This is a genomic window from Thiohalobacter thiocyanaticus, from assembly GCF_003932505.1.
Classification (GTDB): Bacteria; Pseudomonadota; Gammaproteobacteria; order Thiohalobacterales; family Thiohalobacteraceae; genus Thiohalobacter; species Thiohalobacter thiocyanaticus.
In genome coordinates, this window is the sequence record NZ_QZMU01000001.1 from 2,489,220 (window position 1) to 2,514,958 (window position 25,739).

At 65.2% G+C, this 25,739-nt stretch carries 24 protein-coding genes; 14 read left to right on the top strand and 10 right to left on the bottom strand.

Annotated features, from left to right (window positions below):
- Positions 1-193 precede the first annotated feature (193 nt).
- Positions 194-703: a peptide deformylase gene (def, locus tag D6C00_RS11755; RefSeq protein ID WP_125181882.1), complete on the top strand. Its 510-nt coding sequence runs from the start codon at positions 194-196 to the stop codon at positions 701-703.
- A gap of 96 nt (positions 704-799) precedes the next feature.
- On the opposite strand, the gene D6C00_RS11760 is transcribed toward def, so the two are convergent.
- Positions 800-1,426: a DUF502 domain-containing protein gene (locus tag D6C00_RS11760; protein ID WP_158675400.1), complete on the bottom strand. Its 627-nt coding sequence runs from the start codon at positions 1,424-1,426 to the stop codon at positions 800-802.
- A gap of 245 nt (positions 1,427-1,671) precedes the next feature.
- On the opposite strand from D6C00_RS11760, the gene clpB reads away from it, so the two are divergent.
- From clpB to D6C00_RS11775, 3 genes are all read left to right on the top strand, one after another.
- A complete protein-coding gene (clpB, locus tag D6C00_RS11765; protein WP_125181884.1) occupies positions 1,672-4,272 on the top strand; it encodes an ATP-dependent chaperone ClpB in 2,601 nt (866 codons plus the stop codon).
- Positions 4,273-4,673: 401 nt separating this feature from the next.
- Entirely contained in the window at positions 4,674-5,834 is a 1,161-nt protein-coding gene (locus tag D6C00_RS11770; protein WP_125181885.1) for an alkaline phosphatase family protein, read from the top strand.
- Between the two features lie 134 nt (positions 5,835-5,968).
- Entirely contained in the window at positions 5,969-6,187 is a 219-nt protein-coding gene (locus tag D6C00_RS11775; protein WP_125181886.1) for a hypothetical protein, read from the top strand.
- 92 nt (positions 6,188-6,279) lie between these two features.
- On the opposite strand, the gene D6C00_RS11780 is transcribed toward D6C00_RS11775, so the two are convergent.
- From D6C00_RS11780 to D6C00_RS11795, 4 genes are all read right to left on the bottom strand, one after another.
- Complete coding sequence (locus tag D6C00_RS11780) at positions 6,280-7,116, bottom strand: SDR family oxidoreductase (RefSeq protein ID WP_125181887.1); 837 nt, start codon at positions 7,114-7,116, stop codon at positions 6,280-6,282.
- Between the two features lie 268 nt (positions 7,117-7,384).
- Positions 7,385-8,035: a DUF1614 domain-containing protein gene (locus tag D6C00_RS11785; RefSeq protein ID WP_125181888.1), complete on the bottom strand. Its 651-nt coding sequence runs from the start codon at positions 8,033-8,035 to the stop codon at positions 7,385-7,387.
- Entirely contained in the window at positions 8,035-8,928 is an 894-nt protein-coding gene (locus tag D6C00_RS11790; protein ID WP_125181889.1) for a ribose-phosphate diphosphokinase, read from the bottom strand. The genes D6C00_RS11785 and D6C00_RS11790 overlap by 1 nt, the downstream gene beginning before the upstream one ends.
- Positions 8,929-9,148: 220 nt before the next feature.
- Positions 9,149-10,714 carry a thymidine phosphorylase family protein gene (locus D6C00_RS11795; RefSeq protein ID WP_125181890.1) on the bottom strand — a complete coding sequence of 522 codons (1,566 nt, stop codon included), beginning with the start codon at positions 10,712-10,714 and terminating at the stop codon, positions 9,149-9,151.
- Between the two features lie 310 nt (positions 10,715-11,024).
- Here D6C00_RS11795 and pomA point away from each other — a divergent pair, with 310 nt between their 5' ends.
- From pomA to D6C00_RS11810, 3 genes are read left to right on the top strand one after another with little or no spacing between them, the layout of a single operon-like run.
- Complete coding sequence (gene pomA, locus D6C00_RS11800; RefSeq protein ID WP_125181891.1) at positions 11,025-11,792, top strand: flagellar motor protein PomA; 768 nt, start codon at positions 11,025-11,027, stop codon at positions 11,790-11,792.
- 21 nt (positions 11,793-11,813) lie between these two features.
- Positions 11,814-12,926 carry a MotB family protein gene (locus D6C00_RS11805; RefSeq protein ID WP_125181892.1) on the top strand — a complete coding sequence of 371 codons (1,113 nt, stop codon included), beginning with the start codon at positions 11,814-11,816 and terminating at the stop codon, positions 12,924-12,926.
- A gap of 25 nt (positions 12,927-12,951) precedes the next feature.
- Positions 12,952-13,569: a PilZ domain-containing protein gene (locus D6C00_RS11810; RefSeq protein ID WP_125181893.1), complete on the top strand. Its 618-nt coding sequence runs from the start codon at positions 12,952-12,954 to the stop codon at positions 13,567-13,569.
- Between the two features lie 36 nt (positions 13,570-13,605).
- Here D6C00_RS11810 and D6C00_RS11815 read toward each other — a convergent pair whose 3' ends face one another.
- A complete protein-coding gene (locus D6C00_RS11815; RefSeq protein WP_125181894.1) occupies positions 13,606-14,952 on the bottom strand; it encodes a porin in 1,347 nt (448 codons plus the stop codon).
- A 27-nt stretch (positions 14,953-14,979) separates the two neighbouring features.
- Positions 14,980-15,438 carry a DsrE family protein gene (locus tag D6C00_RS11820; protein WP_241546859.1) on the bottom strand — a complete coding sequence of 153 codons (459 nt, stop codon included), beginning with the start codon at positions 15,436-15,438 and terminating at the stop codon, positions 14,980-14,982.
- Positions 15,439-15,593: 155 nt separating this feature from the next.
- Between D6C00_RS11820 and D6C00_RS11825 the strand changes: the two genes are divergently transcribed.
- Both D6C00_RS11825 and D6C00_RS11830 read left to right on the top strand, forming a co-directional pair.
- Positions 15,594-16,145 carry an RNA polymerase sigma factor gene (locus D6C00_RS11825; protein WP_125181895.1) on the top strand — a complete coding sequence of 184 codons (552 nt, stop codon included), beginning with the start codon at positions 15,594-15,596 and terminating at the stop codon, positions 16,143-16,145.
- A complete protein-coding gene (locus D6C00_RS11830) occupies positions 16,142-16,846 on the top strand; it encodes a hypothetical protein (protein WP_125181896.1) in 705 nt (234 codons plus the stop codon). Before D6C00_RS11825 ends, D6C00_RS11830 begins: the two co-directional genes overlap by 4 nt.
- Before the next feature lie 73 nt (positions 16,847-16,919).
- Here the strand turns inward: D6C00_RS11830 and D6C00_RS11835 are convergent, their stop codons facing one another.
- On the bottom strand, positions 16,920-18,737 hold the full coding sequence (locus tag D6C00_RS11835) for an ABCB family ABC transporter ATP-binding protein/permease (protein ID WP_125181897.1): 1,818 nt from the start codon (positions 18,735-18,737) through the stop codon (positions 16,920-16,922).
- A 117-nt stretch (positions 18,738-18,854) separates the two neighbouring features.
- On the opposite strand from D6C00_RS11835, the gene D6C00_RS11840 reads away from it, so the two are divergent.
- From D6C00_RS11840 to D6C00_RS11860, 5 genes are all read left to right on the top strand, one after another.
- Entirely contained in the window at positions 18,855-19,136 is a 282-nt protein-coding gene (locus D6C00_RS11840; RefSeq protein WP_125181898.1) for a hypothetical protein, read from the top strand.
- 103 nt (positions 19,137-19,239) lie between these two features.
- A complete protein-coding gene (locus D6C00_RS11845) occupies positions 19,240-19,527 on the top strand; it encodes an FmdB family zinc ribbon protein (RefSeq protein ID WP_125181899.1) in 288 nt (95 codons plus the stop codon).
- A 170-nt stretch (positions 19,528-19,697) separates the two neighbouring features.
- On the top strand, positions 19,698-21,497 hold the full coding sequence (gene aspS / locus D6C00_RS11850; protein ID WP_125182451.1) for an aspartate--tRNA ligase: 1,800 nt from the start codon (positions 19,698-19,700) through the stop codon (positions 21,495-21,497).
- Positions 21,498-21,856: 359 nt separating this feature from the next.
- Complete coding sequence (locus D6C00_RS11855) at positions 21,857-22,528, top strand: hypothetical protein (protein WP_125181900.1); 672 nt, start codon at positions 21,857-21,859, stop codon at positions 22,526-22,528.
- A 70-nt stretch (positions 22,529-22,598) separates the two neighbouring features.
- Entirely contained in the window at positions 22,599-23,144 is a 546-nt protein-coding gene (locus tag D6C00_RS11860; RefSeq protein ID WP_125181901.1) for a superoxide dismutase family protein, read from the top strand.
- A 30-nt stretch (positions 23,145-23,174) separates the two neighbouring features.
- On the opposite strand, the gene D6C00_RS11865 is transcribed toward D6C00_RS11860, so the two are convergent.
- Together D6C00_RS11865 and D6C00_RS11870 are read right to left on the bottom strand one after the other, a co-directional pair.
- The gene (locus tag D6C00_RS11865; RefSeq protein ID WP_125181902.1) at positions 23,175-24,872 is read right to left on the bottom strand and encodes a proline--tRNA ligase; all 1,698 of its coding nucleotides are present in this window, start codon (positions 24,870-24,872) and stop codon (positions 23,175-23,177) included.
- 210 nt (positions 24,873-25,082) lie between these two features.
- Positions 25,083-25,532 carry a DUF4124 domain-containing protein gene (locus D6C00_RS11870; protein WP_158675401.1) on the bottom strand — a complete coding sequence of 150 codons (450 nt, stop codon included), beginning with the start codon at positions 25,530-25,532 and terminating at the stop codon, positions 25,083-25,085.
- Positions 25,533-25,739 lie beyond the last annotated feature (207 nt).

Genomic DNA, 25,739 nt, shown 5'->3' on the forward strand with positions numbered 1-25,739 from the left:
CACGGCTAACATGAAGTCGGGGTACAGCTTCCCCGTCATCCCGGCGCAGGCCGGGATCCATGGACCACAGCGGTTTCTGGATCCCGGCCTGCGCCGGGATGACGAAAGCGGGATCCATCAGAACAGCCTTGTGTCTGATCCGTGTTCATTCGTGTTCATCCGTGGCCATTCAAACTCCGTATAAAGTAACCGCATGGCCGTCCTGGACATCCTCACCTACCCCGACGAGCGCCTGAAGCAGGTCTCCGAACCCGTGGCCGGGTTCGACCAGCCGCTGCGGGATTTCATCAAGGATCTGGAGGAAACCCGCCGCGCCGGCCCCGGTGCGGTGGGCATCGCCGCGCCCCAGGTCGGGCGTTTCATCCGGGTGGTGATCGTCGACGTGTCGCAGCTGAAAAAGCCGGTGCCCAATCACGGCTACATGGTGCTGATCAATCCGGAGATCACCGAGTGGGAGGGCTATGCCCTGGGTCGGGAGGGCTGCCTGTCGGTGCCCGATTACACCGGCAATGTGATCCGCGCCGAGCGCATCCACCTGGAGGCCCGCGATCCCGAGGGCAGGCCGCTGGCCTTCGACATGGAGGGTTTCGAGGCCCGCGCCGTGCAGCACGAGATGGATCACCTCGACGGACTGCTGTTCCTGGACCGGCTGGTCAGTCGGCGCAATGACCTGTTCCGGCGCAAGGTGTACAAAAAATCCTGAGAGCGCCACGGAATACACGGAAAGCACGGAAAATTGCATGTATGTAATGCCGGTCTGTTGCCCGGCGCGCAGCGCCAGGGCAACACACTGATATTTTCATGTCCGTGTTTTCCGTGGCGCTCTTGCACTTTTCTCCCCGCCCCCCTTCACCCCCGCGGTGATGACAAACCGCAGGGCATCCTCCATCGGCATGTCCACCTGCTCCAGCCGGTTGCGGTTGATGATCAGGGTGTAGCCGCCGAGCTGGTAGCTCATCGGCAGATAGACCAGAACCCTGTGAGTTTCTTCCTCGCCCGTGTTGTTGGCCAGGGCCGGATCGGGGTCGGTAACCAGCCCGATCAGCTCGACCTCGTCCCACAGCCGTACCTTCACCGGCCGGCCGGTGTCCTGGCGGTCCTGCATGTGCGCGACGAAATCCGTGAAGTCGCTGATGGTGGAGTAGAGCGTCTTGATGATGGGGATGCGGCGGAAGACCGCGTCGTTCAGCCGCAGCAGCAGCTTCATCAGCGGCAGCCGCACCACCAGGCCGATGCCGGTGATAACGACCAACGCCAACACCAGACCGGTGCCGGGCCAATAATAGCCTTCCGGCAGCAACAGGCGCATCGCCCCGCCCATGAAGCGCTCCGCGCCCACGGCCAGCAGCCAGGCCAGGTAGAGAGTCAGCGTCACTGGCAGTACGGTCGCCAGGCCCTGCAGGAATGCCTTGCCGATCTGGTTCATGTCGATTCTCCCCTGATCAATGGGCCGGCGGTACCGGCGCGCGCTCCCGGGCCCGATCATACCCGGGCTGCTGGCCGGGAGACAGTGACGGCCGCCCCTGTTCTGGATCAATGCATCCCGACTCGCATCTGCTATATCTGACAGGAAAAGACCTCCGGGGCGCGTCGGCGTGCCTTGAAATGCCGCCGGAGCCACCCCATCTGTAGGGTAATTCTTCGAATCAAGCCGAGTGGAGAGACGAAATCATGCGGATGGACAAGCTGACCAGCAAGTTCCAGATGGCGCTGGCCGATGCCCAGAGCCTGGCCGTGGGCCAGGACCACCAGTTCATCGAGCCGGTGCATGTGTTGATCGCGCTGCTGGACCAGGAGGGCGGCTCGGTCCGCCACCTGCTCACCCAGGCCGATGTCAACGTCAACCTGCTGCGCTCGCAGCTGGGCGAGGCGCTGGAGAAGCTGCCCCGGGTCGAGGGCAGCGCGGGCGAGGTGCACATTTCCAACGATCTCAGCCGCCTGCTGAACATGACCGACAAGCTGGCCCAGCAGCGCAAGGACCAGTACATCTCCAGTGAGCTGTTCGTGCTGGCCGCGGTCGAGGACAAGGGCGCGATCGGCGAGCTGCTGCGCAAGGCCGGGGCCGGCAAGGGCCTGCTCGAGGAGGCCATCGGCAAGATGCGCGGCGGGGCCAGGGTCGACGATCCCAATGCCGAGGATCAGCGCCAGGCGCTGGAGAAATACACCATCGATCTGACCGAACGGGCCGAGCAGGGCAAGCTGGATCCGGTCATCGGCCGCGACGACGAGATCCGGCGCACGATCCAGGTGCTGCAGCGCCGGACCAAGAACAACCCGGTGCTGATCGGCGAGCCCGGCGTGGGCAAGACCGCCATTGTCGAGGGCCTGGCCCAGCGCATCGTCAACGGCGAAGTCCCGGATGGGATCAAGGGCAAGCGCCTGCTCAACCTGGACATGGGTGCGCTGATTGCGGGCGCCAAGTTCCGCGGCGAGTTCGAGGAACGCCTCAAGGCCGTGCTCAATGACCTTGCCAAGCAGGAAGGCCAGATCATCCTGTTCATCGACGAGCTGCACACCATGGTGGGTGCGGGCAAGGCCGAGGGCGCGATGGACGCCGGCAACATGCTCAAGCCCGCGCTGGCGCGCGGCGAGCTGCACTGTGTGGGCGCCACCACCCTGGATGAGTACCGCAAGTACATCGAGAAGGACGCCGCACTGGAGCGCCGCTTCCAGAAGGTGCTGGTCGACGAGCCCAGCGTGGAGGACACCATCGCCATCCTGCGCGGCCTGAAGGAACCCTACGAGGTCCACCATGGGGTGGAGATCACCGACCCGGCCATCGTCGCCGCGGCCACCCTGTCGCACCGCTACATCACCGACCGCCAGCTTCCGGACAAGGCCATCGACCTGATCGATGAGGCCGCCTCGCGCATCCGCATGGAGATCGACTCCAAGCCCGAGGAGATGGACCGCATGGAGCGGCGCATGATCCAGCTCAAGATCGAGCGCGAGGCGCTGAAGAAGGAGAACGACGAGGCCTCCCGCAAGCGTCTGGCCACCCTGGAAGAGGAACTGGCCAAGCTGGAGCGCGAGTTCTCCGATCTGGAGGAGATCTGGAAGGCCGAGAAGGCCTCGGTCCAGGGTGCCCACCATGTGAAGGAAGAGCTCGAGCGTGCCCGCAAGGAACTGGAAACCGCCCAGCGCGCGGGTGATCTGACCCGGGCGGGCGAACTGCAGTACGGCAGGATCCCCGAGCTGCAGAAGCAGCTGGATCTGGCCACCCAGGCCGAGATGCAGGAGATGCGGCTGCTGCGCAACCGTGTCAGCGAGGAGGAGATCGCCGAGGTGGTCTCCAAGTGGACCGGCATCCCGGTCTCCAAGATGCTGGAGGGCGAGCGCGAGAAGCTGCTGCGCATGGAAGAGGCGGTACAGGCCCGGGTGGTGGGCCAGGACGAGGCGGTCAAAGCCGTCTCCGATGCCATTCGTCGCTCCCGCGCGGGGCTGTCCGACCCCAACCGGCCCAACGGTTCCTTCCTGTTCCTGGGTCCGACCGGCGTGGGCAAGACCGAGCTGACCAAGGCGCTGGCCGCCTTCCTGTTCGATACGGAAGAGGCGATGGTGCGCATCGATATGTCCGAGTTCATGGAGAAGCACTCGGTGGCGCGCCTGATCGGTGCGCCGCCGGGCTATGTCGGCTATGAAGAGGGCGGCTACCTGACCGAGGCCGTGCGCCGCAAGCCCTATTCGGTGATCCTGCTCGACGAGGTTGAGAAGGCGCACCCGGATGTGTTCAACGTGCTGCTGCAGGTGCTGGACGACGGCCGGCTGACTGACGGTCAGGGCCGCACGGTGGATTTCCGCAACACCGTGATCGTCATGACCTCCAACCTGGGTTCGCAGCAGATCCAGGAACTGTCCGGCGAGGAGAACTACGACCAGATGAAGGCCGCCGTGATGGAAGTGGTCGGCGGCTATTTCCGGCCCGAATTCATCAACCGCGTCGACGAGGTGGTGGTGTTTCATCCGCTGGACCGCGAACAGATCCGCGCGATCGCCGATATCCAGATCGACTATCTGCGGGCCCGGCTGGCCGACCGCGACATGGAACTCGCACTTACCGATGCCGCCCTGGACAAGCTGGGGGAGGCCGGCTTCGATCCGGTCTATGGCGCCCGGCCGCTCAAGCGTGCCATCCAGCACCAGCTGGAGAACCCGCTGGCCCAGCGCATCCTGTCAGGCGAGTTCGGCCCCGGCAGCCGCATCGAGGTGGATGTCGCCGACGGCGTACTGACCTTCCACAAGACCGGGAAGCAGGCCGCCTCGGCGGCCTGAGGGCCGGATGAATGCGGCATAGGTAAAATTACTTATGTGGCGAGCCGGCACGCACTTCCGTCAATGCTGCAGGACGGATGAAGGCGCCTGTGCGCCGTAACCCATCGCTGCGCCGGCAATGATGGGTTTCGCTTCGCTCCACCCATCCTGCGGTGTCGGATTGTTTCACTTGATTTACCTGGCCGGACTTGATTTAGGTCAGTGCAGGGTCTATCTAATGTATATACAGTTTTAACTTGGAAATGGTTGGAACTGTGAGACTCCTCCACCTGATACTGGTGACATCATCTCGCCAAGTCAGGCATGCCCCGTGTCCCCCGCGGGGCTTTTTTTTGTCTGAAGTGAGGAGTGAGAGGGCTGGTGTCTTGAACCTGCCACTGTCTCCGGCGTAAGGTGCCGGTATGATCAAGCCGGACTATCAGGGCGGCAGCCTGGTCAATCTGATGCAGAGCCTGGGCGTTGCGCTCGGCGGCACGACGGCCGGGCCCTGCCCGCCGCTGAGCGGGCTGGACCTGAAGCAGCTGGGCGAGGCCCGCCACATCCTGCTCGTGGTCATCGATGGTCTGGGTGAGAACATACTGCGCCGTTTCCCCGATTCGCAGCTGGCCCGGGCCGGACGCCGCGTCATCCACTCGGTGTTTCCCACCACCACCGCCTCGGCCATCACCAGCCTGCTAACCGGCAGGGCCCCGCGTCAGCACGGCGTGACCGGCTGGTACCAGTGGCTGCGCGAGGCTGGTGTGGTCAGCACCATCCTGCCCTTCGTCACTCGTGCCGGTGGGGTGGATCTGCGCCAGCTCGGTCTGTCGGTGCCGCAGGTGATCGATTCACCGCCGTTTCTGGCCAGTGTGGATCGTACCTGCCGGGCCTGGCTGCCGGAGTCGATCGCCGATTCCACCTACAGCGCGACCCTGACCGCGCCGGCCGCGCGCCAGGGCTATGATTCCCTGGATGTCCTGGGCGAGCGCCTGCTGCAGCAGCTGCGCCTTGACCCCGAGCCGAGCCTGTCTTGGGTCTACTGGCCGGAGCTGGACAGCCTGATGCATCACCAGGGGCCCGACAGTCCTGCGGTGGCGGAGCTGTTCGCGGCGCTGGATGCCTGGTGGACGGCGCTCACGCAGGGACTGGCGGGCACTGACAGTCTGGTGTTGCTGACGGCCGATCACGGCCACATCGCCACCGCCGAGGACCGGCATGTGCGGCTGGAACAGCACCCCGGGCTGCACGATTGCCTGACCCTGCCCCTGTGCGGCGAACCGCGCGCCGCTTCCTGTTATGTCCGCCCGGCTGCGCGCCAGCGCTTCGAGCATTATGTCACCGCCGAACTGGCCGACTGCTGCACCCTCATGCCGGCGCCCGATCTGATTGAGGCAGGCTGGCTGGGGCCGGGGCAGTCCCACCCGGAGCTCGAGCGCCGGCTGGGCGATTATGTGCTGCTGATGCGAGACAACTATGTCATCAAGGACACCCTGGCCGGGGAGCGGCGGTTCAGCTTCGCCGGGGTGCACAGTGGCGTCAGCCGGGAGGAGATGGAGGTGCCCCTGCTGGTGCACCTGGGGTGAACCCGGCTCAGGATGAGATTTCAGGGTGAATCAGGTTGTTATAACGGATCGCGCCGGGGTCCGGAACAGGATTAAAGCCTCTGTCCGGGCGGCCGTTAACCTGAGTAGACCCGCAGACCCTCCAGGTTAATGCAATGGATATCAACGGCAGTTCCAGCAGTGTGATCGAGTCCGTCATGCGCACGGCCTCGCCCGAGGCTGCCGGTGCGGCCAGAACGGCGAACAAGGCCAGCGAACTCCAGCCGCAGAGTGCCCGGGAGCCGGTCGAGTCCGCGCCGGAGCCGGCCGCCCCTGCGCGCCCGGCCCCGGATCCCGAATCACGGGTCGGTCGGAATCTCGACGTCAGGGCCTGACAGCAGGATGGGTGGAGGCGCGCGCCTTAACCCATCGATCAATTCCGCATTGATGGGTTGCGCTTCGCTCCACCCATCCTGCATGTCCGTATTCATTCAATCCGCGCCAGCACCCGGTCCAGCATCCGGGTCGACAGCACCCGCCTGAGATACCCGAACAGCCAGGTCGGCACGGTCACGTAGTAGCGTGGCCGCGGGCGCCGATGTTCCAGGGCGTGGACGAGCTTTTCCAGTACCGCCTCGGGGCCGAGGGTGAAGGGGGCGGCCGGGCCGGGTTTCGACAGCCGCTCCAGCACCGCAGCGTAGGCCGCCTGGTGGGCGCTGTGTTCGCTGTCGATATTCGTCCGGAACCTTGCCAGGGCGTTGGCCCGGAAGTTCGACCGGATCGGCCCCGGTTCGATCAGTGAGCAGTGAATGCCGCTGCCCTGCAGTTCCAGCCGCAGGGTGTCATAGAAGCCCTCCAGGGCGTACTTGCTGGCGTTGTAGGCCCCGCGCCAGCGCAGGGCGACCAGGCCCAGCACCGAGCTGTTCTGGATGATGCGTCCCTCGTCCTGGCGGCGCATGGCGGGAATCACCGCGTTGGTCAGTTCCAGGGTGCCGAAGACATTGGTCTCAAACTGCTGGCGCAATACATCGCGTGACAGATCCTCCACCGCGCCGGGCTGGCCGTAGCCGGCGTTGTTGAACAGGCCGTAGAGGCGGCCGTCCGTGCGTGACAGCACCTCCTGGACCGCCGCCTGTATGGAGGCGCTGTCATCCAGGTCCAGCGTCAGGGCCTCCAGGCCCTGATCCTCCAGGCGGGATACGTCTTCCGCTCTGCGCGCCGTGGCGAACACCCGGTAGCCGCGTTCGTGCAGCGCGTGTGCACAGTGCTCACCGATGCCGCTGGAACAGCCGGTGATGAGGATGGGGCGGTTGTTGTCCTTCATACCTTATCCAGTATTGGTCGGAGATTGGGCTGCACAGGGTCAAGCCCAATATAGGTTCGCCAGCGCCGGTACGTGTTTTCCGCCATCCCGGCGAATGCCGGACAAAAGCGCGAAGCGCGTTGAACGTCCGCAGGGCGGCCCTTTATGCCCTTCAGGGTAGAAGGGCGAGCGAAGCGAGTAATCCAGATACCACTGCGGTCACTGGACTCCCGCCTCCGCGGGAATGACGGTGTCTTTGCGTTGCAGCCAATATTCCCGATCAGTGTAATCACGTCAGCAGCACCGCAATGATGCCGGTGATGAAAATGCCGTCAAAGGTGCCCGCACCGCCGATCGAGGCAATGGGGGTGGCGAGCTGACGGATATCCCCCAGCCGCAGCAGATCGGCGCCGATCAGCACCCCCAGGGTGCCGCCGATGTAGGCCAGCGGCGCCGCCTGTTCGAGATCGATCAGCAGGGCGGCCAGCGCTGCCGTCACCGGGGCGATGAAGATCGGCATACCGATGCCCAGGCCCGGCACCGGTCGGCTGAAGGCATAACTGGTCAGACTCACCGCCGCCACGGCCAGGAGGGCATCGGCGAAGGCGACCGGCTGGGTGAGCAGCAGGTAGAGCGAGAAGGCGACCGGGATGATGCCGCCGCCGACATTGACCGCGAGCAGGGTGGTGCCGGTAAAACCCAGCCGCCGGGGCAGGAACCCCTGAGTCAACCAATTGCGCGGCAGCGGCTCGACGTGACCCGCCGTGATACGTGCCAGGGGCAGGTTGATCAGGCTGCCCAGGATGGAGCCGGTCAGCAGCAGGAAGCCGCCGCCGGATGACAGCCCGAGCTTTTCGAAGGCCAGGGTGAGCGCGCCGACCTGGACCACGGCCAGCAGCAGGATCAGCAGGAACAGGAACGGCAGCAGGTGCAGTGGCATCAGACCAGCCCATTCTGCTGCAGGGCGTCGGCGAGCAGGGGGGCGAGGGGGATGACGTTGCTCGCGTGCGGGATGCTGTCGGTACTCCAGACCCGGCGGATGCCGACGGCCTGCAGTCGTTCCAGGGCGTCGCCGGCGAACAGGGCGTGGGTCAGGGCTGCGTCCACGGATCCCGCCCCGCGGGCGTAGAGGGCGGCGGCGGTCTCGGCCAGGGTGTGGCCGGTGCTGGCGATGTCGTCGATCAGCACGACATCACGGTTGCTGAAATCCTGCGCCGGCAGAATGATGCGCACTTCCCGGTCGCCCCGGCGCTGTTTGTGTGCCAGGCAGGCCTCGGCACCGGCGGCGCCGGCGGCCTGGTCCAGCCACTGGGCGGATTCCTCGTCCGGGCCCACCAGCAGCGGCCGCTCGCACTGCCCGGCGATGTGTTCTCCCAGCAGCCCGGCCGCCGACAGGCTGAGCGCCGGTTCGACCGGCACGGCCTCGGCCAGCCGGTGTACCCGGTGCAGATGCGGGTCGACCGTGATCAGGGCGTCGATCTGCCCGGCCAGCCAGCGCCCGATGTGAGTCTGGCTGACGATCTCGCCGGGCTGGAAGGCCGCGTCCTGGCGCATGTAGCACAGGTAGGGCGCGATCAGGGTGATGTGTTCCACGCCGGCGGCGCGCGCTGCCGCGGTGATCAGTTGCAGTTCGACCAGCTTGTCATTCGGGTAGTGCAGACTGCGATACAGGATCAGCCGCCGTGGCAGTTCCACCGGCAGTCGCAGGCGGGATTCCCCGTCGGGGAAGACATGCCGCTCGATGCCGGCATGTTCGAGCCCGAGCGTACCGGCCAGCGCTTCGGCCTGGGCCTGACCGTCGGGGAAGCTCAGCAGCAGGGGTGTGCTCAACATCAGATCAATTCCGAAATTCCATTGGCCACGGAAAATACGGAAAGCACGGACACCTCAATGCTCAAGGAGACTGTGGTTATCCTTCTTCCCGTCATTCCCGCGAAGGCGGGAATCCAGAAGCCGCCGTGGTCTATGGATTCCCGCCTTCGCGGGAATGACGGGGAAGGGACTGGATCATGAAGCCTGGTTCCGGGTCTTTCCGTGTTTTCCGTGGCTGAAGTCAATTGAACGGCTCGATCCTGGCTGGCGGCGGGGTGTCCCCCAGCTGGTAGCCCGAATCCCGATCGCACAGCTGGCGGGCGAACTCGAAGTCGGCCTTGAACTCGGCATGCACGCGGTACAGAGGATCACCGGCACGGACCCGGTCGCCGACCTTGGCCAGCAGGTCCACTCCCGCACCCTTGCCCATTGGGGCGCCGGCCAGGCGGGCGATGCGGCCCAGGCGGTAGTTGTCGATGGCGGTGACGATGCCGTCCTCCCGTGCCTTGACCTCGAAGCTCAGGGGCCCCGGTTCCAGGCGGGATTCGCGTTTGCCCTGGGCGGCGATGATGGCCTGCAGTTTCTCCAGTGCCCGGCCCGATTCGAGGATATCGCGGGCGATGGCATAACCGAAGCCGCCGCGCACGTCGGGGTCGAATTCCAGGATGCGTCCGGCCAGGTGCAGGGATTTCTGGCGCAGGTCGGCGGGGGCGTCGGGATCGTTCTCCAGCACCTGCAGCACGTCCCTGGCCTCCAGCACCGGGCCGATGCCACGCCCGACCGGCTGGCGGCCGTCGGTGATGACCACCTCCAGATGGATGCCCAGGTGATCGCCCACGAACTCGAACAGCTTGCGCAGCGCCAGCGCCTGGCGCATGTGCCGGACCTTGGCGGTGGGCCCGACCGGGATGTCGATCAGCAGGTGGGTGGAGCCGGCGGCCAGCTTCTTGGACAGGATGGAGGCCACCATCAGGCCCTGCGAATCCAGTCCCAGCGGGCGCTCCACCGAGATCAGGATGTCATCGACCGGCGCCAGGTGCGCGGTACCGCCCCAGGCCAGGCAGCCACGGTGCTGATGGCCCAGGTGATACAGCGCCTCGGGCGAGAGTTCGACATTGGCGAGCACTTCCATGGTGTCGGCTGTTCCCGAGGGCGATGTGATCGCCCGGCTGGAGGTCTTGGGAATCAGCATGCCATGGGCGGCGATGATCGGCACCACCAGCATGGAGGTGCGGTTGCCGGGGATGCCGCCGATGCAGTGCTTGTCGGCGACCAGCGGCTCGTCCCAGTTCAGCCGCTCGCCGGTCTCGAACATGGCGCGGGTGAGATACAGGATCTCGTCCCGGTCCAGCCCGGTCTGGCCGGAAGCGACCAGGAAGGCGGCCAGCTCGGTCTTGGAATAGAGGTGCTCGTTGATGTCACGGGCGATGGCGGCGAAGTCCTGTTCGTCGAGGATCTCGCCGTTCATCTTGCGCCGCACCGCCTCCATGGAACGCGGCGGCTCGGCATGGGCGGCGCTGACCCGGGCACCGGCCTCGGCGCCGAACTGGGTGAAGGCCTGTTCGGACAGGCCCAGCTCGCCCGGGTCGACGATGGCGTCGTCATCGACCACATTGAGCACGGCCAGGATACGGTGTTCGCCATGACGGATCTGGATCTTGGACAGGGCCTGGAAACCCTCGGCCCGGTAGACATGACAGTCGCGGTGCAGATAGGCGACGTTCTCGCGGTAGGTGTCGATGGCGACCCGTTTCAGGGCCAGCTCGCCGTTTTGTACGGGGCCGGCTTCAACCTTCTGTTTATTCATGCATCGGTCCTGCTTACGCGACGGCTTCATTGTAACCGATTCGCCCCGGGCCGGGCGCCGGCCCCGATCCTGCATGCTCAAGAATACCCGGCCCGGGGCGATACAGGGTCAGGGACCGATGAATTTGTGGATAAAAAAATAAATCCATCTTATTCATAGGCTTGAAGGAACCCAGGGAGGCGGCCGCATGGGCCTGTCCAGGCTGGACACAGGGAGCTGCCCATTTTTTCCGTCACCGGTCCGCCGCGCATGTGCGGCGGGCCGGTGACCTGTTGTGCTTGAGTTGATGCTGCCCCGGAGAAACTGAACAGTGGATCTCGCGACACTCATCGGTCTGATAGGCGCCATCGGCGTGATCGCGGCGGCCATCGTCGTCGGTGGCAGTGCGTTGATCTTTCTCAACGTACCCTCCTTCCTGATCGTCATGGGCGGCACCTTCATGGCCGTGCTGGTGAAGTTTCCCCTGGCCCATTTTCTGGGCGCCTTCAAGATTGCATTGAAGGCCTTCGTGCACAAGAGCGAGGATCCGGCCGATCTGATCCGCGAGGGCGTGGCCCTGGCCAACGTGGCGCGTAAGGAGGGCGTGCTGGGTCTGGAGAACCAGGAGATCAACAACCGCTTTCTGCGCCGCGGCATCAATTTCTGCGTCGACGGCCACGAGCCCGAATTCGTGCGCAGCATGCTGAACAAGGACATCGACCTGACCATCGAGCGCCACGAGCGCGGCCAGGCCATCTTCAAGGCGATCGGCGATGTCGCCCCCGCCATGGGCATGATCGGTACCCTGATCGGCCTGGTACAGATGCTCTCCTCCATGGATGATCCCAAGAAGATCGGGCCGGCCATGGCCATTGCCCTGCTCACCACCCTGTACGGAGCGATCATCGCCAATGCCGTCGCCCTGCCCATCGCCGACAAGCTCGAGCACCGCACCATGGAGGAGCGGCTGAACAAACAGCTGATCCTGGAGGCGATCAACGGTATTCAGGAAGGCATCAATCCCCGGGTCATGGAAGAACTGCTCAAGACCTACCTCCCGCCGAGCCAGCGGGACGAGGAAGAGCAGGAAGCGGCCTGATAACGCCGGGGGCAGACGCCTATGGATGCAGCAGCCAACAGGAAGAAAAAGGCCGGGTCCCCCGCCTGGGTGATGACCTTTGCCGACCTGATGTCGATCCTGCTGTCCTTCTTCGTGCTGCTGCTGTCCTTTTCCGAAATGGACGTAGCCAAGTACAAGCAGATCGCCGGCTCCATGCGTGAGGCCTTCGGTGTGCAGCGCAAGCACCGGGTCAAGGAACCGCCCAAGGGCATCAACGTCATCGCCAAGGAATTCAGTGCCGGACGCCCGGATCCGACGCCCTTCAACGTCATGGAGCAGATGACCACCGACGAGATGAAGCGCAATCTCGACACCGGCGACAAGCGGCTCAAGAAGAGCGACGGCGCCGAGCAGCACAGCGATAGCGGCAAGGATGAGGCCGACCGCCACCGTGAAGATCAGCTCAAGGCCCCCGATGACCAGCTGGTGGTCATGCCGAAGGCGGAGGCCGAGGAGATCATCCGGGCCCGCCAGCGCGCCGAGCGCAGGCAGCGGCTGGAACAGACGGCGGCGCAGATGCGCGCGGCGCTGGAAAAGGAGATCGAAGGCGGCCAGCTCGACATCGAGACCGAGGACGAGAAGATCGTCATCCGCGTCCGCGAGAAGGCCTCCTTCGCCTCCGGCGGGGTGGAACTGCGCGACAGCTTCCGGCCGGTGCTGGTGCGGGTGGCGCAGATACTGCAGGATACACCGGGCGGGATTGCCATCGTCGGTCACACCGACAATGTGCCCATGGTCGAGGGGCTGTTCCGCTCCAACTGGGACCTGTCAGCGGCCCGTGCCGTGTCGGTGCTGCACGGCATGCTGGAATCGGTGGAGCTGGATCCGGCCCGTTTCTCGGTGCAGGGGGCGGGCGATACCCAGCCGCTGGTCGACAACGACACGCCCGCCAATCGGGCCCGCAACCGCCGGGTGGAGATCATTCTCAAGCAGGGCGAGGACCTGGAGGCGAGCGGGACCATCAGCAGCGGGCTGGTGCCGGGGGCGGATCCCGACCCCTTGGCCGCGCCGGAGCCGCCGGCTGCGCCGGCCGCTGAAACGCGCGAGGAGACACCCGGGGAGATGCCGGGTGCCTCGCAGCCAGAGGACCCCTTCGTGCAACCGTCAGGCTGAATGCCGGAACAGGAAGGCCAGTGTCATGGAACATGAAACCATAAAGTCCGACGACCGCCGCGAGTACTTCCGTCTCGATGACGATGTGCTGCTGGATTATGCCCGGGTCGATGACGAGCAGATTGCCACTCTGCGGGAGCGGATCTTCGACCGGGTGGTGGACCGTTTCACCGTGGCGGCGACCTTCGCCACCAGTTCCCGCACCATGTCCCGGATCCTGAGCAGCTTCTCCGCCGGCCAGCCGGACCTGGCGCGTTATCTCAAGATGATGGATCAGAAACTCAACCAGCTGGCGCGGCTGTTCGTCATCGAGGAGATGAATGCCTCCGGGCACGTCGCTGCCAGGGTCAACCTGAGCGCCGGCGGGATGGTCTTTCCCTCGGCCACCGAGTTCAGTCCCGATGAGATGCTGCAGGTGCGCCTGGCCCTGCTGCCGGCCATGACCGGGATACTGGCCGTGGCCCGCGTGATTTACTGCGAGCGCAGTACCCAGGGCAACGGTCTGCCCTGGCAGGTGGCAGTGGAATACGAACATATCCGGGAAAGCGACCGTGATCTGATCGCCAGCCACATCATGGCGCGTGAGGCGGAACGGCTGCGGGAGCGCCGCGAGCAGGAACAGGAAGGCAGGGAAGAGGAGTGAGAATGGCCCGGCGACATCCCTGTCGCCGGAGCGGTTTCAGAAAATGGCCAGGATCTGCGCCGAGATCCGGTCGTCCATCCCGTCCAGGATCTGATTGGGCACGGCCGAATTCGGCAGATTCGGTGCCTCCGCCTCGCGGAACTCATAGTTGAAGATGAAGCGGGTCTTCTTGTTGAAGAAGTACTGCGCCCCCAGGGTCAGGGTATCGAAGCGGCGTTCGGCCGCATCGGTGTCCGTGGCCCGGTTGAAGCGGTCGTAGCGGATGTCCAGTTCGATGTCCGGCCGGATCTTGTAACCGAAATCCAGATACCAGCCGTCGGCCTCGTCCTCGGGCAGCACGTTCAGGCTGGCGCGTGAGGTCCCGGCGTTGGACAGAGCGCCGGGTATTGCGCCGCCATCGGTGCCGTTGCGGATCATGCCGTCGGCGACGATGTATTCCGCCGCCGCGCGGTATTTCCCGTTCAGGTAGGTCGTGCCGACACCCCAGCGCTTGCGCTCGAAGTCGTCCTCGACATCATCGGCGGTGCTGTCCGTGCCCTGGGCCAGAGTCAGGGTGCGGTCGCCCTGCTGATACCAGACAAAGCCCTTCCAGCCCTGGCGGCGCGCGCCCTTGCCGCCGAAGATCTTCTCCGTGGACAAGTACAGATAGATGTCCTTCTCGTTGTTGTTGTCCGACCGGGCCAGGCCGTTGCCATTGCCGACCATCACCGCATAGGAATGCTCCCAGCCGTCCCGTTTGAAGGTCTGGAACAGCTGAACGCCGATGTCGCGGAAGGCGCCGACCGGGCCGTTGGGACCGTTGGGGTCGTTCGGTGCGCTGCCGTCGGCGTCGATATAGCGTTCCAGCAGGACGCCGTCGGTCACGCTGGTGAAGTTGACATAGTCGAATACGTGAATCGCCTTCAGGCCCTCCTCGGCGCCGGGGGTCTTGAACTGGCCCACGCGGACCCGCGCGGCATCGAAATGATTGAAGGTGACGCTGGCATCGGTCAGTTTCAGGCTGCCCAAACCCCCTCCGGGCTTGGTGATGCCGTTGTTACCGGCCTCGACCAGGAAGAAGTAGTTGGTCTTGCTGTCCAGCGGAAAGCCCTGGCCGCGCACGCCTATCCGGGCCCGGCGGATGTTGAACTGGGAACTGGCGTCGCGGTCCGGGCCGATGGTGTTGAAGATGGCGTCCTGTCCGCTGAACGGCCCGGCCTCGAGTTCGGTGCCCTCGGTGTACTGGAACTCGGGCTGGATAAAGCCCCAGAGGCGGGCGCGTTCGGCCGCGCCGGCCGGTTCGGTGCCCTGGAGTATGAGCCAGTTGGCGGCCTGGACCGGTGCGGTGGCGGCCATGCCGGCTGCGGCGATCAGGACGGCGAGACGGGTTTTTGTGTTCGGCATGAGATTCCTCCCTTGGGGATTTATAACTTATGGTTTGATCAGGGTGTAGCCCTCGTCGATCAGATCCAGGATGCGAACCACGCCGGCGGAGACATGCGTGGCGTGCGCGTTGAGTTCAGGTTCACGGCCGAGGTTCTGGGTGAATTTGGACAGGGTGTTTTCACAGGCACTGAACCTGACACTGGCTGAGTCGACCAGGTTGTCGATCCTGCCGGCGTTGGCGTTTTCCTCCAGCAGCAGCCGCAGGCCGGGGCCGAAGGCGACGATCTCGATGTCCACCTTGTCGGGGCCGTAGTGCTTGACCAGGTTGGCGGCGACGTTCAACACCAGGGTCTGCTTGAAGGGGTCCGGATCGCTGATCTGCAGGACCACGTGTTTTTCCGCGAAGGGTTTGTCCGGATTGCCAGCGGCCAGGGCCCCGGTGCAGATCAGGCCGATGAGCAGGGCCGCCCAGAATCGGAGTTGCCAGGGTCGTTGGGATATCACGATTTGTCTCCTTGTTCGGGATGGGTGACGGGCAGTTGGCATGCCCGTTTCCCTAGAGCGGGACCGGGGTGGCTTTATTCCATCCGTCTGCCGGGAAACGATGGGATGAAAAAAAATTGAATAAATCGGGATGAGAATGCATCTACAGGAATGAGATGAAGATCGTCAGCAGAATCTGCACCACCCGGGCCGTGCGCGAGCGTGTGGGCGCCAGTCGTGTCCGCCTGTACAAGGTCGCCCTGGCCTGGACCGGCGACCGGATGCTGGCCGACGATCTGGTGCAGGAGGCCATTGCCATCGGCCTGAACAAGAGCCATCAGCTGAGGGAGGTGGATAAGCTCTATCCCTGGCTTTACAGTATTCTGAACAACTGCTGGCGGCGGCATCTGCGTACCCACCAGCCGGATGCGGACTGTGAGCCCGACACCCTGGCCAGTGAGGTGAACCTGGAACATCAGGTCGAACGGCAGCAGATCGTACAGGATGTGCGCCAGGCGGTATTCCGGCTGCCGGTCGGTCAGCGCGAAGTGATCTCGCTGGTGGATCTGGAGGGATTCAGCTATGCCGAAGTGGCGGAAGTGCTCGATATTCCGATCGGCACGGTCATGAGCCGGCTCAACCGGGCGCGCAAGGCGCTGCAGCAGGCCCTGCGGCGCATGAACCCCGGTGCCGGGCTGGAGCCGGTTCAGTTGCGGAGCGTACGATGAAGTCCGAGCGTTTTACCGATTTTGACCTGCATGCCTTCGTTGACGGCGAGCTGGCCGCTGACCGCAAGCAGGCCCTGTTACAGGCCATGGAGTGCGATGCGGCGCTGGCCAGCCGGGTCTGCGAACTGCAGCGGGCCAAGCACTGGATGAAATCGGCCTTTGATGAGGCCGAGCCCCCGGTCGGGCGTGAGGGCAACGGCGCGGTGCGTCCGCGCTGGGTGTCCCGTTGCGGCATGGCCGCTTCCGTGCTGCTGCTGCTGGCGGCCTTCGCCGCGGGCTGGCTGGCGCGTCCGGTCCCGCTGCCGGATCTGTACAGCGCCGTGATCGATAATATCGAAACCAGCGGTTACCGGGTGGTGCTGCATATCGACGAGGCCGACCCGCGCAAGTTCGAGCAGGTGCTCAGGCAGACGGAGCGGCTGTTGACCGAGTACCGGGACAAGGGGGTACAGGTCGAGATTCTGGCCAACAGCGCCGGGCTGGACCTGCTACGGGTCGATACCTCGCCCTATGCACAGCGGATCGCGAATATACTCAGCCGGCACCAGAACTTTCGCCTGGTGGCCTGCAGCAACGCGGTCAGTCGTCTGCGCGCCGCCGGTGTCACGCCGGTGTTCTTCGAGGGGACCCGGACCGGTGAGAGTGCGGTTGAACACGCAGTCAGACGGCTGCGCGAGGGCTGGTCCTACATCAAGGTTTAGATGATTGTGTGGTCCGCGGGTTGGACTTCACTGTGTTCAACCCGGCCTGCACGATATCGATGAGGATACGGGATCAAATCTCCGCTGCGGCCAGCCGTTCCTGCCGTTTCTCTTCCTGCTGCAGATCCCACAGCCGGGCATAGACCCCGTCGCGTTCGAGCAGTTCGGTGTGAGTCCCCTGTTCCACGATCCGGCCCTGCTCCATGACCAGGATGCTGTCGGCGTCCATGATGGTGGACAGCCGGTGGGCGATCACCAGGGTAGTGTGCTCGGCGGCCAGCTGGCGCAGCGAATCCAGGATGACCTGTTCCGAGTGTGAATCCAGGCTGGAGGTGGCCTCGTCGAAGACCAGGATGCGCGGGCCCTTGAGGATGGCCCGGGCGATCGCCACCCGCTGCTTTTCCCCGCCCGAGAGTTTCAGCCCGCGCTCGCCGACCAGGGTGTCGTAGCCCTTGGGCAGCTGCGCGATGAAGTCATGGATGTTGGCATGCCGGGCGGCGGCGATGATTTCCTCGCGGCCGGCCTCGGGCCGGGCGTAGGCGATGTTGTAGTAGAGGGTGTCGTTGAACAGCACGGTGTCCTGCGGCACGATGCCGATGGCCCGGCGCAGGCTGTCCTGGGTAACGCTGCGGATGTCGGTGTCGTTGATCAGGATGCGGCCGCCGTCGACCTCGTAGAAGCGCAGCAGCAGCCGCGCCAGGGTGGACTTGCCGGCCCCACTCGGGCCCACCACCGCGACCTTGCGGCCGGGCGGCACCTCGAAACTGACCTCATGCAGGATCGGCCGTTCCGGGTCGTAGCCGAAGCTGACCTGCTCGAAGCGGATGCCGCCCTGACCGGGGTCGAGTTCGGCGGCATCCGCGGCGTCCCGGATCTCGGGCTCGCTGTGCAGCACATCAAAGATGCGGCGCAGGTCGGCCAGGGCGTGTTTGAGCTGGCTGTAGACGATGCCGAGAAAATTCAGCGGAATGAACAGCTGCAGCAGAAAGGCGTTGACCAGCACCAGATCGCCGATGGTCATGCTGCCCTGAACCACGCCGTTGGCGGCCATGACCATGATGATGGTCACGCCCACGGCAGTGATGCCCGACTGGACCACGTTCAGCGCCGACAACGAGGTCTGGCTCTTGACCGCGGATTCTTCCCAGTCCGCCAGGCTGTGGTCGTAGCGCATGAGCTCGTGACGCTCGTTGCCGAAGTATTTGACCGTCTCGTAGTTGATCAGGCTGTCCACGGCCTGGGTGTTGGCCATGGAGTCCATCTCGTTCATGCGTACCCGGAACTGCATGCGCCACTCGGTGATCCAGAAGGTGAACAGGATGTAGATCACCACCGCGCCGAGGGTCACCACGGCGAACCAGGGGCTGTACTTGCCCAGCAGGATGGCGGTGATCATAAGCACCTCCACCAGGGTGGGGATGATGTTGAACACCATGTAGTTGAGCAGCGAGCTGACCGCCCGGGTGCCCCGGTCCAGGTCGCGTGATACCCCGCCGGTCTTGCGTTCCAGGTGATAGCGCAGCGAGAGCCGGTGCAGATGCTCCAGCACCCGTACCGAGACGCTGCGCATGGCGCCGTGGCGGACCCGGGCATAGACCGAGTCGCGCAGCTCGTTGAACAGGGCCGTGCTCAGGCGCAGCAGGCCGTAGCCGACCAGCAGGGCCAGCGGCAGGGTGAGCTGGCGGGCCGTATCGCCCGCGTCCAGGCTGTCGACGATGCCCTTGAGCACCAGCGGCACGGCCACGTTGGCGCCCTTGGCCAGGATCAGGAACCCCAGCGCCAGCGCCACCCGCCCCCGGTACTGCCACAGGAACGGCAGCAGGGACTTGAGGGTCTTCAGGTCGCTGCGCCGGGTCTCGGGCAGCTCGGTGGCGCGGGCGTAGGTGCGCATACTTCCAGCCGGTTGAGAGCAATCCCGCCATTGTTGCAAAAACCGGCTTCAGACAACAGTTTACCCGGCCGATTCAGGGGTATGACCGGTACTGCAACCCCGACTGGAGACAGCCGCATGAAACCCACACCCGACCAGATCCGTTCGGCACTCGCCGTCGCCGAGGCCATGCGCGAGCGTGGTGAGGACCCGGATGCCCTGGCCCTGACCCTGCTCTATCTCAAACGCCACTGCGAGCGGCTGGAGCCGGTCTTTCTGCATGCCGAGCGCTATCTGGGCTTCGGTCAGGACGAGGGCGAACACCGCCAGCTGGTGCGGGCCATCGAGCAGGCCCGGCGCGGGGAGGCGAAGGAAGCCGGCAGCGATGACCGGGATTTCGGTCTGACCTCTTCGTCCTGAGACGAATGCTTGACTTTTCGTGAAACAAACCCCATGTTTCACGCCAGCCTTGCCCCGGCGCAAGCCGGTTTCAACTTATTGATTTTGTTTGGGGTACACCAAGATGCCGATCTACGAATACCAGTGCACCAAATGCGGGCATGAACTGGAAAGCCTGCAGAAGATCAGTGATCCGCCGTTGACCGACTGCCCGGAATGCGGTGCAGCGGCCCTGCAGAAACTGGTGTCTGCCGCCGGTTTCCGGCTCAAGGGCGGGGGCTGGTACGAGACCGACTTCAAGAGCGGCAGCAAGAAGAACGTCGCCGAGTCGTCGTCCAGCTCCGAATCCTCGTCCAAGCCCGAGAAGAAGGCCGCCGGCGGCTGCGGTTCCGGCGGCTGCGGCTGTCACTGAGCACCTCCTCAGGGCCGGTCCGGCATCCGCGCCGGACCGGTCCACTCTCTCCCGTATCCGTCTGAATCGCCTGCTCCACCGGGGCCGGGGTTCGGTTGCGTCCCTTCCGGGTAGGCCGTAACATTGCCGCCTTTCACGCGTCTGCCAGAGGTTCGCCGTCCATGAGTTCCATGCGGTCCCATATGTGTGGGGAGCTGAACGAGGCCCATATCGACCAGGAGATCCGGCTGTGCGGCTGGGTCCATCGCCGGCGTGACCACGGCGGGGTCATCTTCATCGATCTGCGCGATCGCAGCGGCATCACCCAGGTGGTATTCGATCCGGACACCCCGGATTCCTTTCAGGTGGCCGAAAAGGTCCGCGGCGAGTACGTCCTGCAGCTCGCCGGCCGGGTGCGCCGCCGGCCCGAGGGCACCGAGAACCCCGATATGCCCACCGGCCGGATCGAGGTGCTGGGCCAGACCCTGACCATCCTGAACGCGGCCGAAACCCCGCCGTTCCAGGTCGACGAGGACGAGATCAGCGAGGAGCTGCGCCTGCGCTACCGTTATATCGATCTGCGCCGGCCCGAGATGTTCGAGCGCCTGCGCCTGCGCAGCGAGATCACCCGGCGGCTGCGCTACTTCCTGGACGAGCAGGGTTTTCTGGATGTGGAAACGCCCATGCTCACCAAGACCACGCCCGAGGGGGCGCGTGACTACCTGGTGCCCAGCCGCACCCATCCCGGCCACTTCTTCGCCCTGCCGCAGTCGCCGCAGCTGTTCAAGCAGCTGCTGATGATGAGCGGCATCGACCGCTACTACCAGATCGTGCGCTGCTTCCGCGACGAGGACCTGCGCGCCGACCGCCAGCCCGAGTTCACCCAGCTCGACATCGAGACCTCGTTCCACGACGAGGACGACATCATGGGCCTGATGGAGGCCATGATCCGCGAGTTGTTTGCCCAGGTGCTGGAAGTGGCGCTGCCCGACCCCTTCCCGCGCATGACCTATGCCGAGGCCATTCGGCGCTTCGGCTCCGACAAGCCCGACCTGCGCATCCCGCTGGAGCTGGTCGATGTGGCCGATCTCATGAACGAGGTGGAATTCAAGGTCTTTGCCGGCCCGGCGAGTGATCCCATGGGCCGGGTGGCCGCGCTGCGTCTGCCGCAGGGCGGGGCGCTGACCCGCAAGGAGATCGACGACTACACCAAATTCGTCGGCCGCTACGGCGCCCGGGGGCTGGCCTATATCAAGGTCAATGACCTCGCCCAGGGCCGCGAGGGACTGCAGTCGCCCATCCTCAAGTTCCTGCCCGACAGTGCGGTGCAGGGCATCCTCGAGCGCACCGGCGCGGAGAACGGGGATCTGATCTTCTTCGGTGCCGACAAGGCAACCGTTGTGAACGAGGCCCTGGGCGCGCTGCGGGTCAGGCTGGGCCATGACCGCGGCCTGCTCGAGCACGGCTGGCGGCCGCTGTGGGTGGTCGATTTCCCCATGTTCGAATGGGACGAGAAGGAGGGCCGCTGGTTCTCCCTGCATCATCCCTTCACCTCGCCCAAGGAAGAACATCTGGAGCTGCTGGAGTCCGACCCGGGCAACTGCCACTCCCGCGCCTACGACATGGTGCTCAACGGCACCGAGCTGGGCGGCGGTTCCATGCGTATCTACCGCCCGCAGGTGCAGGCCGACGTGCTGCGCATCCTGGGTGTCTCCGACGAGGAAGCGCGCGAGAAGTTCGGCTTCCTGCTGGATGCGCTCAAATACGGCTGCCCGCCGCACGGGGGGCTCGCCTTCGGCCTGGACCGGCTGGTGATGCTGATGACCGGTTCGCCTTCCATCCGCGACGTCATGGCCTTCCCCAAGACCCAGACCGCCAGCTGCCCGTTGACCCAGGCCCCGGGCCCCGCCGGCGAGCGTCAGCTGCGCGAGCTGGGCATCCGGCTGCGCAAGCCGCCGGCGGCCGAGACGGGGGGCGAGGCGGCCGAATAGCCTGGCTGCAAGTCACGGAAAAGCCGGCCCGATGCCGGCTTTTTTTGCATTGAATCGCATGACCTTCCCGGGAGTGCCTCAGCAGGCACCAAGGCGTGCCGGCCCAGGTCCCCGACCGGCAGCTTGTCTCCTGCACACGACAAATTTCCATATTTGTAAACATGAACTTGGGCTGGCACCCCGGTAAGGCGTCGCTGCAAAGCAACAAGAACAGTCAGGCCTGCTGTCTAATGCCTTGAAACCCTTCAGGAAAATAATATGGCATGAAGCTTGCTCGATAAGCTGTTGAATTGGTTTCTCATTTGGCCTCCGTTCCGGCGTGGGCCGGGCCAGCCATACAGCAGACAACGGGCAGGCAGATGTCGGTGAATACAGGACAGGAAACGGGGTATGCCGGGAGCGGGCCACAACCGCGCGCTCTGTTGCGCTGCCTGGGCCGTCTGCGTGCCCGGACCACGCTGGACTCGCTGCTCTGCGGCCTGGTCGGCCTGGCCAGTTACGACTGGCTGCCGCCCGAGACCCCCGGCCGTGAATGCAAGCAGCGGGCCTTTTTCGCCGCACTGTTCCTGTATCTCGGCCATATGCTCCCCCTGCGGGAGCAGCCCCGGCAGGAGGTCCGCGGCTTCCTGGAGACGCTCAAGCTCGCGCTGGATCTCAGCCCCTTCCATCGCGACATGGCCAGTCGCCTGCTCACCCTCGGGGCGGTCAACGGTCGGATGGCGCGGGCCGGGGTCGAGCATTTCGGCCGCCTGGCCGCCGTCGAGCCCGAATTGGCCGAACTGTTCGTTGAGGTGCTCTACGATGCCGCCGGCCTGCCGGTTCCGGGACTGGAACAGTCCGCAGAGGTGGCCGCGCACCGGGTGGGATTCGCCGGGGAACGGCTCGCCGGCATCGAGCGGCGGGTCAACCACAGGAATCCGGAAAAAGAGCTGATCACTCCGCAACCGGATGCTGCCGGACAGGGCTGGCACCTGTTCTACATCTATCCCATGCCGGCCGCCTTGCGTTTGCCCGGTGAGTGTCTAGCCTGAGAAAGGCGGAGCCGGGCTCCTTGTGGGCCAGGCCTGCAGGGCAGCAAGCACCAGCCGAGGAGAAACACCCATGCGAGCAGTATCGAAGGCGGCTTTCGCCGCCGCGGTTCTTTTTGCCGCCCCACTTGTCAGTTCAGTCCAGGCGGCGGACATCAGCGTCGAAATCAGGAAACTCACCGCCGCCGGGACGGGCGAGTCGCTGGGGCGCATCACCTTCCGTGACAACAGCGAACTGGGCCTGCTGATCATCCCGGATCTTCAGGGGCTCGAACCCGGTGTCCACGGGCTGCATGTGCATGAGCATCCCGACTGCGGCAGCCAGGGCGGCGACGGCAAGCGCGGGCCGGGCCAGGCAGCGGGCGGGCATTACGATCCCGAGGGCAGCGGCCGGCATGCCGGCCCGGTGGGCGAGGGCCATCTGGGCGATCTGCCGGCACTGGTGGTCGGCCCGGACGGGACCGCTCGGATGGCGATGTTCGCGCCGCGGCTGCAGGTGACCGACCTGATCGATCGGGCGGTCATGGTGCACGCAGGCGGTGACAACTATGCCGACGAGCCGGAGAAGCTGGGCGGCGGGGGCAGCCGGGTGGCCTGCGGCGTAGTGGAACTGGACTGATCCGTCACCGGGCCCGTAGTCCGGACCCGTTCAGGCAAAGCGCTGCACCACCTGATCCAGGCGGAGGAATTCCGCCTCCCGACTGCGGCCGGCCTTGTACTCCACCAAGCCCTGCTCGAGATTGCGGTCGCCGATGATGATGCGGTGCGGAATCCCGATCAGTTCCATGTCGGCGAACATGACCCCGGCACGGATGTCGCGGTCATCGAACAGGACGTCGATGCCGGCATCGAGCATCTCCCGGTAGAGCTTCTCGGCGGCTTCGCGTACGGCCTCGGACTTCTTCATATTCATCGGGCACAGGGCCACCCGGAAAGGGGCGATGGGCTCGGGCCAGAGGATGCCGGCAGTGTCGTGGTTCTGCTCAATGGCGGCGGCCACCACGCGTGACACCCCGATGCCGTAGCAGCCCATCAGCATGACGGCTTCTCTGCCTGCCTCGTCGAGGACGGTCGCGCCCAGTGCCTCGCTGTACTTGGTGCCGAGCTGGAAGATGTGGCCGACCTCGATGCCGCGCACGATCGAAAGCGTCCCCTTGCCATCCGGGCTGGGATCGCCGGCGACCACGTTGCGCAGGTCGGCGGTCTCGGGTTCGGGCAGGTCGCGGCCCCAGTTCACGCCGGTCAGGTGTTTGTCATCCTGATTGGCGCCGCAGACGAAATCGGCCAGCTGCGCGGCGGCGTGGTCGACGAGCGTTCTGATCTTCAGGCCGACCGGGCCGATGGAGCCGGGGCTGGCGCCGGTGGCGGCCCGCACGGCCTCATCGGAAGCAAAGGTCAGCGGGGTGGCGATGCCGGGCAGCTTCTCGGCCTTGATGGCGTTGAGTTCGTGGTCACCGCGCAGCACCAGGGCGATGACATCATTTTCGGCTTCGCCCTGCACCAGCAGGGTCTTGATCGTCTGTTCCGGATCGACGCCCAGAAACGCACTGACCGCCTCGATGGTGTGTTGTCCGGGCGTATCGACGGTGGCCATTTCCCGGCCGGGTGCGGGGCGTTCCCCGGCCGGCGGCACCGCTTCGGCCAACTCCACGTTGGCGGCGTAGTCGCCGGCATCGGCGAAGGCGATGGCGTCCTCGCCGGACTCGGCCAGGACGTGGAACTCGTGCGAGACGGCGCCGCCGATCGAACCCGTATCGGCCTGCACCGGACGGAAGTCCAGCCCCAGTCGCTGGAAAATGCGCGAGTAGGTCTCGAACATTACCTCGTAGGTCTCATGCAGGGAGGCCTGGTCGAGGTGGAAGGAATAGGCGTCCTTCATCAGAAACTCGCGCGCGCGCATCACCCCGAAGCGGGGGCGGATCTCGTCGCGGAACTTGGTCTGGATCTGGTAGAAGTTCACCGGCAATTGCTTGTAGCTCTTCAGCTCGCGCCGGGCGATGTCGGTGATGACCTCCTCGTGGGTGGGACCGAAACAGAATTCACGACTGTGCCGGTCGTGAATGCGCAGCAGTTCCGGACCATACTGCTCCCAGCGACCGGATTCCTGCCACAGCTCGGCCGGCTGCACGGCGGGCATCAGCAGCTCCAGCGCGCCCGAGCGGTCCATTTCCTCGCGCACGATGGCCTCCACCCTGCGCAGCACCCGCAGCCCCAGCGGCAGCCAGTTGTAGACCCCGGCGGCCAGCTTGCGGATCATGCCGGCGCGCAGCATCAGCTGGTGGCTGACGATCTCGGCATCGGCGGGGACTTCCTTCAGGGTGGAGAGGGGAAAGCGGGAGGTGCGCATGTCGGTATCCGGTCGGGTGGACAAGGGCCGGATTGTAACGGGTGGGGCGTGAAGCGTGAAGCATGAGGCGTGAGGCGTGAGGCGTGTACCGCGCTTCTGCCATCCCCGCGCAGGCGGGGATCCGGCTACCGCCGTAGCCACTGGATCCCGGCCTGCGCCGGGATGACGGCTGAAGCGGAATATGTCCTTACCCCCCCCCTCACTCCTCACTCAATCACAGTATTCCTCGATCCGCTTCTGTGCCTCGGCGATTTTCGCCTGGCGTTCCTCCTCGGGCAGGTAACGGGCCACCCCGTCGGCGCCGGTGATACGCTTGCGCCCGCCGGTGGTCAGGATTTCCAGATTGTGGCGGGCGGCCTCGCAGTTCTTCCGGCGCTGTTCGGCCTGTTGTTCGCTCTCGGCGGCCTTCTGCTCGGCCTGTTCCCGGGCCTGGCGCTGTTCGTCCTGGCGCTGGAGCAGATCCTCCAGTTCCTGCTGGGCCTGGCCGGCGTCGCTGGCGGGTGGCGGCGGTGGCTGCAGTGCCTCGTAGTCCCGGTCCGGCGGCGGGTACTGGGAATAGTGGGTCCGGCCGTCCTCGTCCACCCACTTGTACATGGCAGCAGGCAGCGCGGTGCAGAAGACCAGGCCGGCGAGCAACAGGGCAGTGCGGCGCAGCGTCATGGAATATCCCCCTCGATTTGTAACTGTTATACCAAGGTATGGGGTTTGGCCGGCGGGCACAAGCCCGGCGCCGTGGCCGGCGTCACAGGGCGGCGCTCTTGCCCCCCGACTTGACCTGCCAGCATAATATAAGTAGCTTCTAAACTTTTCCGTCTCGACCAGCGCCATACTGGCATGGGAACCTCTGGGCAAGCCGCGCAGCCGCGT

Coding starts and splice junctions, on each gene's coding strand:
- D6C00_RS11805 (WP_125181892.1), top strand. CDS start 11,814: ATGGATGCAGCAGCCAACAGGAAGAAAAAGGCCGGGTCCCCCGCCTGG.
- D6C00_RS11780 (WP_125181887.1), bottom strand. CDS start 7,116: ATGAAGGACAACAACCGCCCCATCCTCATCACCGGCTGTTCCAGCGGC.
- D6C00_RS11825 (WP_125181895.1), top strand. CDS start 15,594: ATGAAGATCGTCAGCAGAATCTGCACCACCCGGGCCGTGCGCGAGCGT.
- D6C00_RS11840 (WP_125181898.1), top strand. CDS start 18,855: ATGAAACCCACACCCGACCAGATCCGTTCGGCACTCGCCGTCGCCGAG.
- D6C00_RS11770 (WP_125181885.1), top strand. CDS start 4,674: ATGATCAAGCCGGACTATCAGGGCGGCAGCCTGGTCAATCTGATGCAG.
- D6C00_RS11815 (WP_125181894.1), bottom strand. CDS start 14,952: ATGCCGAACACAAAAACCCGTCTCGCCGTCCTGATCGCCGCAGCCGGC.
- D6C00_RS11790 (WP_125181889.1), bottom strand. CDS start 8,928: ATGTTGAGCACACCCCTGCTGCTGAGCTTCCCCGACGGTCAGGCCCAG.
- clpB (WP_125181884.1), top strand. CDS start 1,672: ATGCGGATGGACAAGCTGACCAGCAAGTTCCAGATGGCGCTGGCCGAT.
- D6C00_RS11810 (WP_125181893.1), top strand. CDS start 12,952: ATGGAACATGAAACCATAAAGTCCGACGACCGCCGCGAGTACTTCCGT.
- D6C00_RS11845 (WP_125181899.1), top strand. CDS start 19,240: ATGCCGATCTACGAATACCAGTGCACCAAATGCGGGCATGAACTGGAA.
- D6C00_RS11795 (WP_125181890.1), bottom strand. CDS start 10,714: ATGAATAAACAGAAGGTTGAAGCCGGCCCCGTACAAAACGGCGAGCTG.
- D6C00_RS11775 (WP_125181886.1), top strand. CDS start 5,969: ATGGATATCAACGGCAGTTCCAGCAGTGTGATCGAGTCCGTCATGCGC.
- def (WP_125181882.1), top strand. CDS start 194: ATGGCCGTCCTGGACATCCTCACCTACCCCGACGAGCGCCTGAAGCAG.
- D6C00_RS11860 (WP_125181901.1), top strand. CDS start 22,599: ATGCGAGCAGTATCGAAGGCGGCTTTCGCCGCCGCGGTTCTTTTTGCC.
- D6C00_RS11760 (WP_158675400.1), bottom strand. CDS start 1,426: ATGAACCAGATCGGCAAGGCATTCCTGCAGGGCCTGGCGACCGTACTG.
- D6C00_RS11785 (WP_125181888.1), bottom strand. CDS start 8,035: ATGCCACTGCACCTGCTGCCGTTCCTGTTCCTGCTGATCCTGCTGCTG.
- D6C00_RS11830 (WP_125181896.1), top strand. CDS start 16,142: ATGAAGTCCGAGCGTTTTACCGATTTTGACCTGCATGCCTTCGTTGAC.
- D6C00_RS11870 (WP_158675401.1), bottom strand. CDS start 25,532: ATGACGCTGCGCCGCACTGCCCTGTTGCTCGCCGGCCTGGTCTTCTGC.
- D6C00_RS11835 (WP_125181897.1), bottom strand. CDS start 18,737: ATGCGCACCTACGCCCGCGCCACCGAGCTGCCCGAGACCCGGCGCAGC.
- D6C00_RS11855 (WP_125181900.1), top strand. CDS start 21,857: ATGTCGGTGAATACAGGACAGGAAACGGGGTATGCCGGGAGCGGGCCA.
- aspS (WP_125182451.1), top strand. CDS start 19,698: ATGCGGTCCCATATGTGTGGGGAGCTGAACGAGGCCCATATCGACCAG.
- D6C00_RS11865 (WP_125181902.1), bottom strand. CDS start 24,872: ATGCGCACCTCCCGCTTTCCCCTCTCCACCCTGAAGGAAGTCCCCGCC.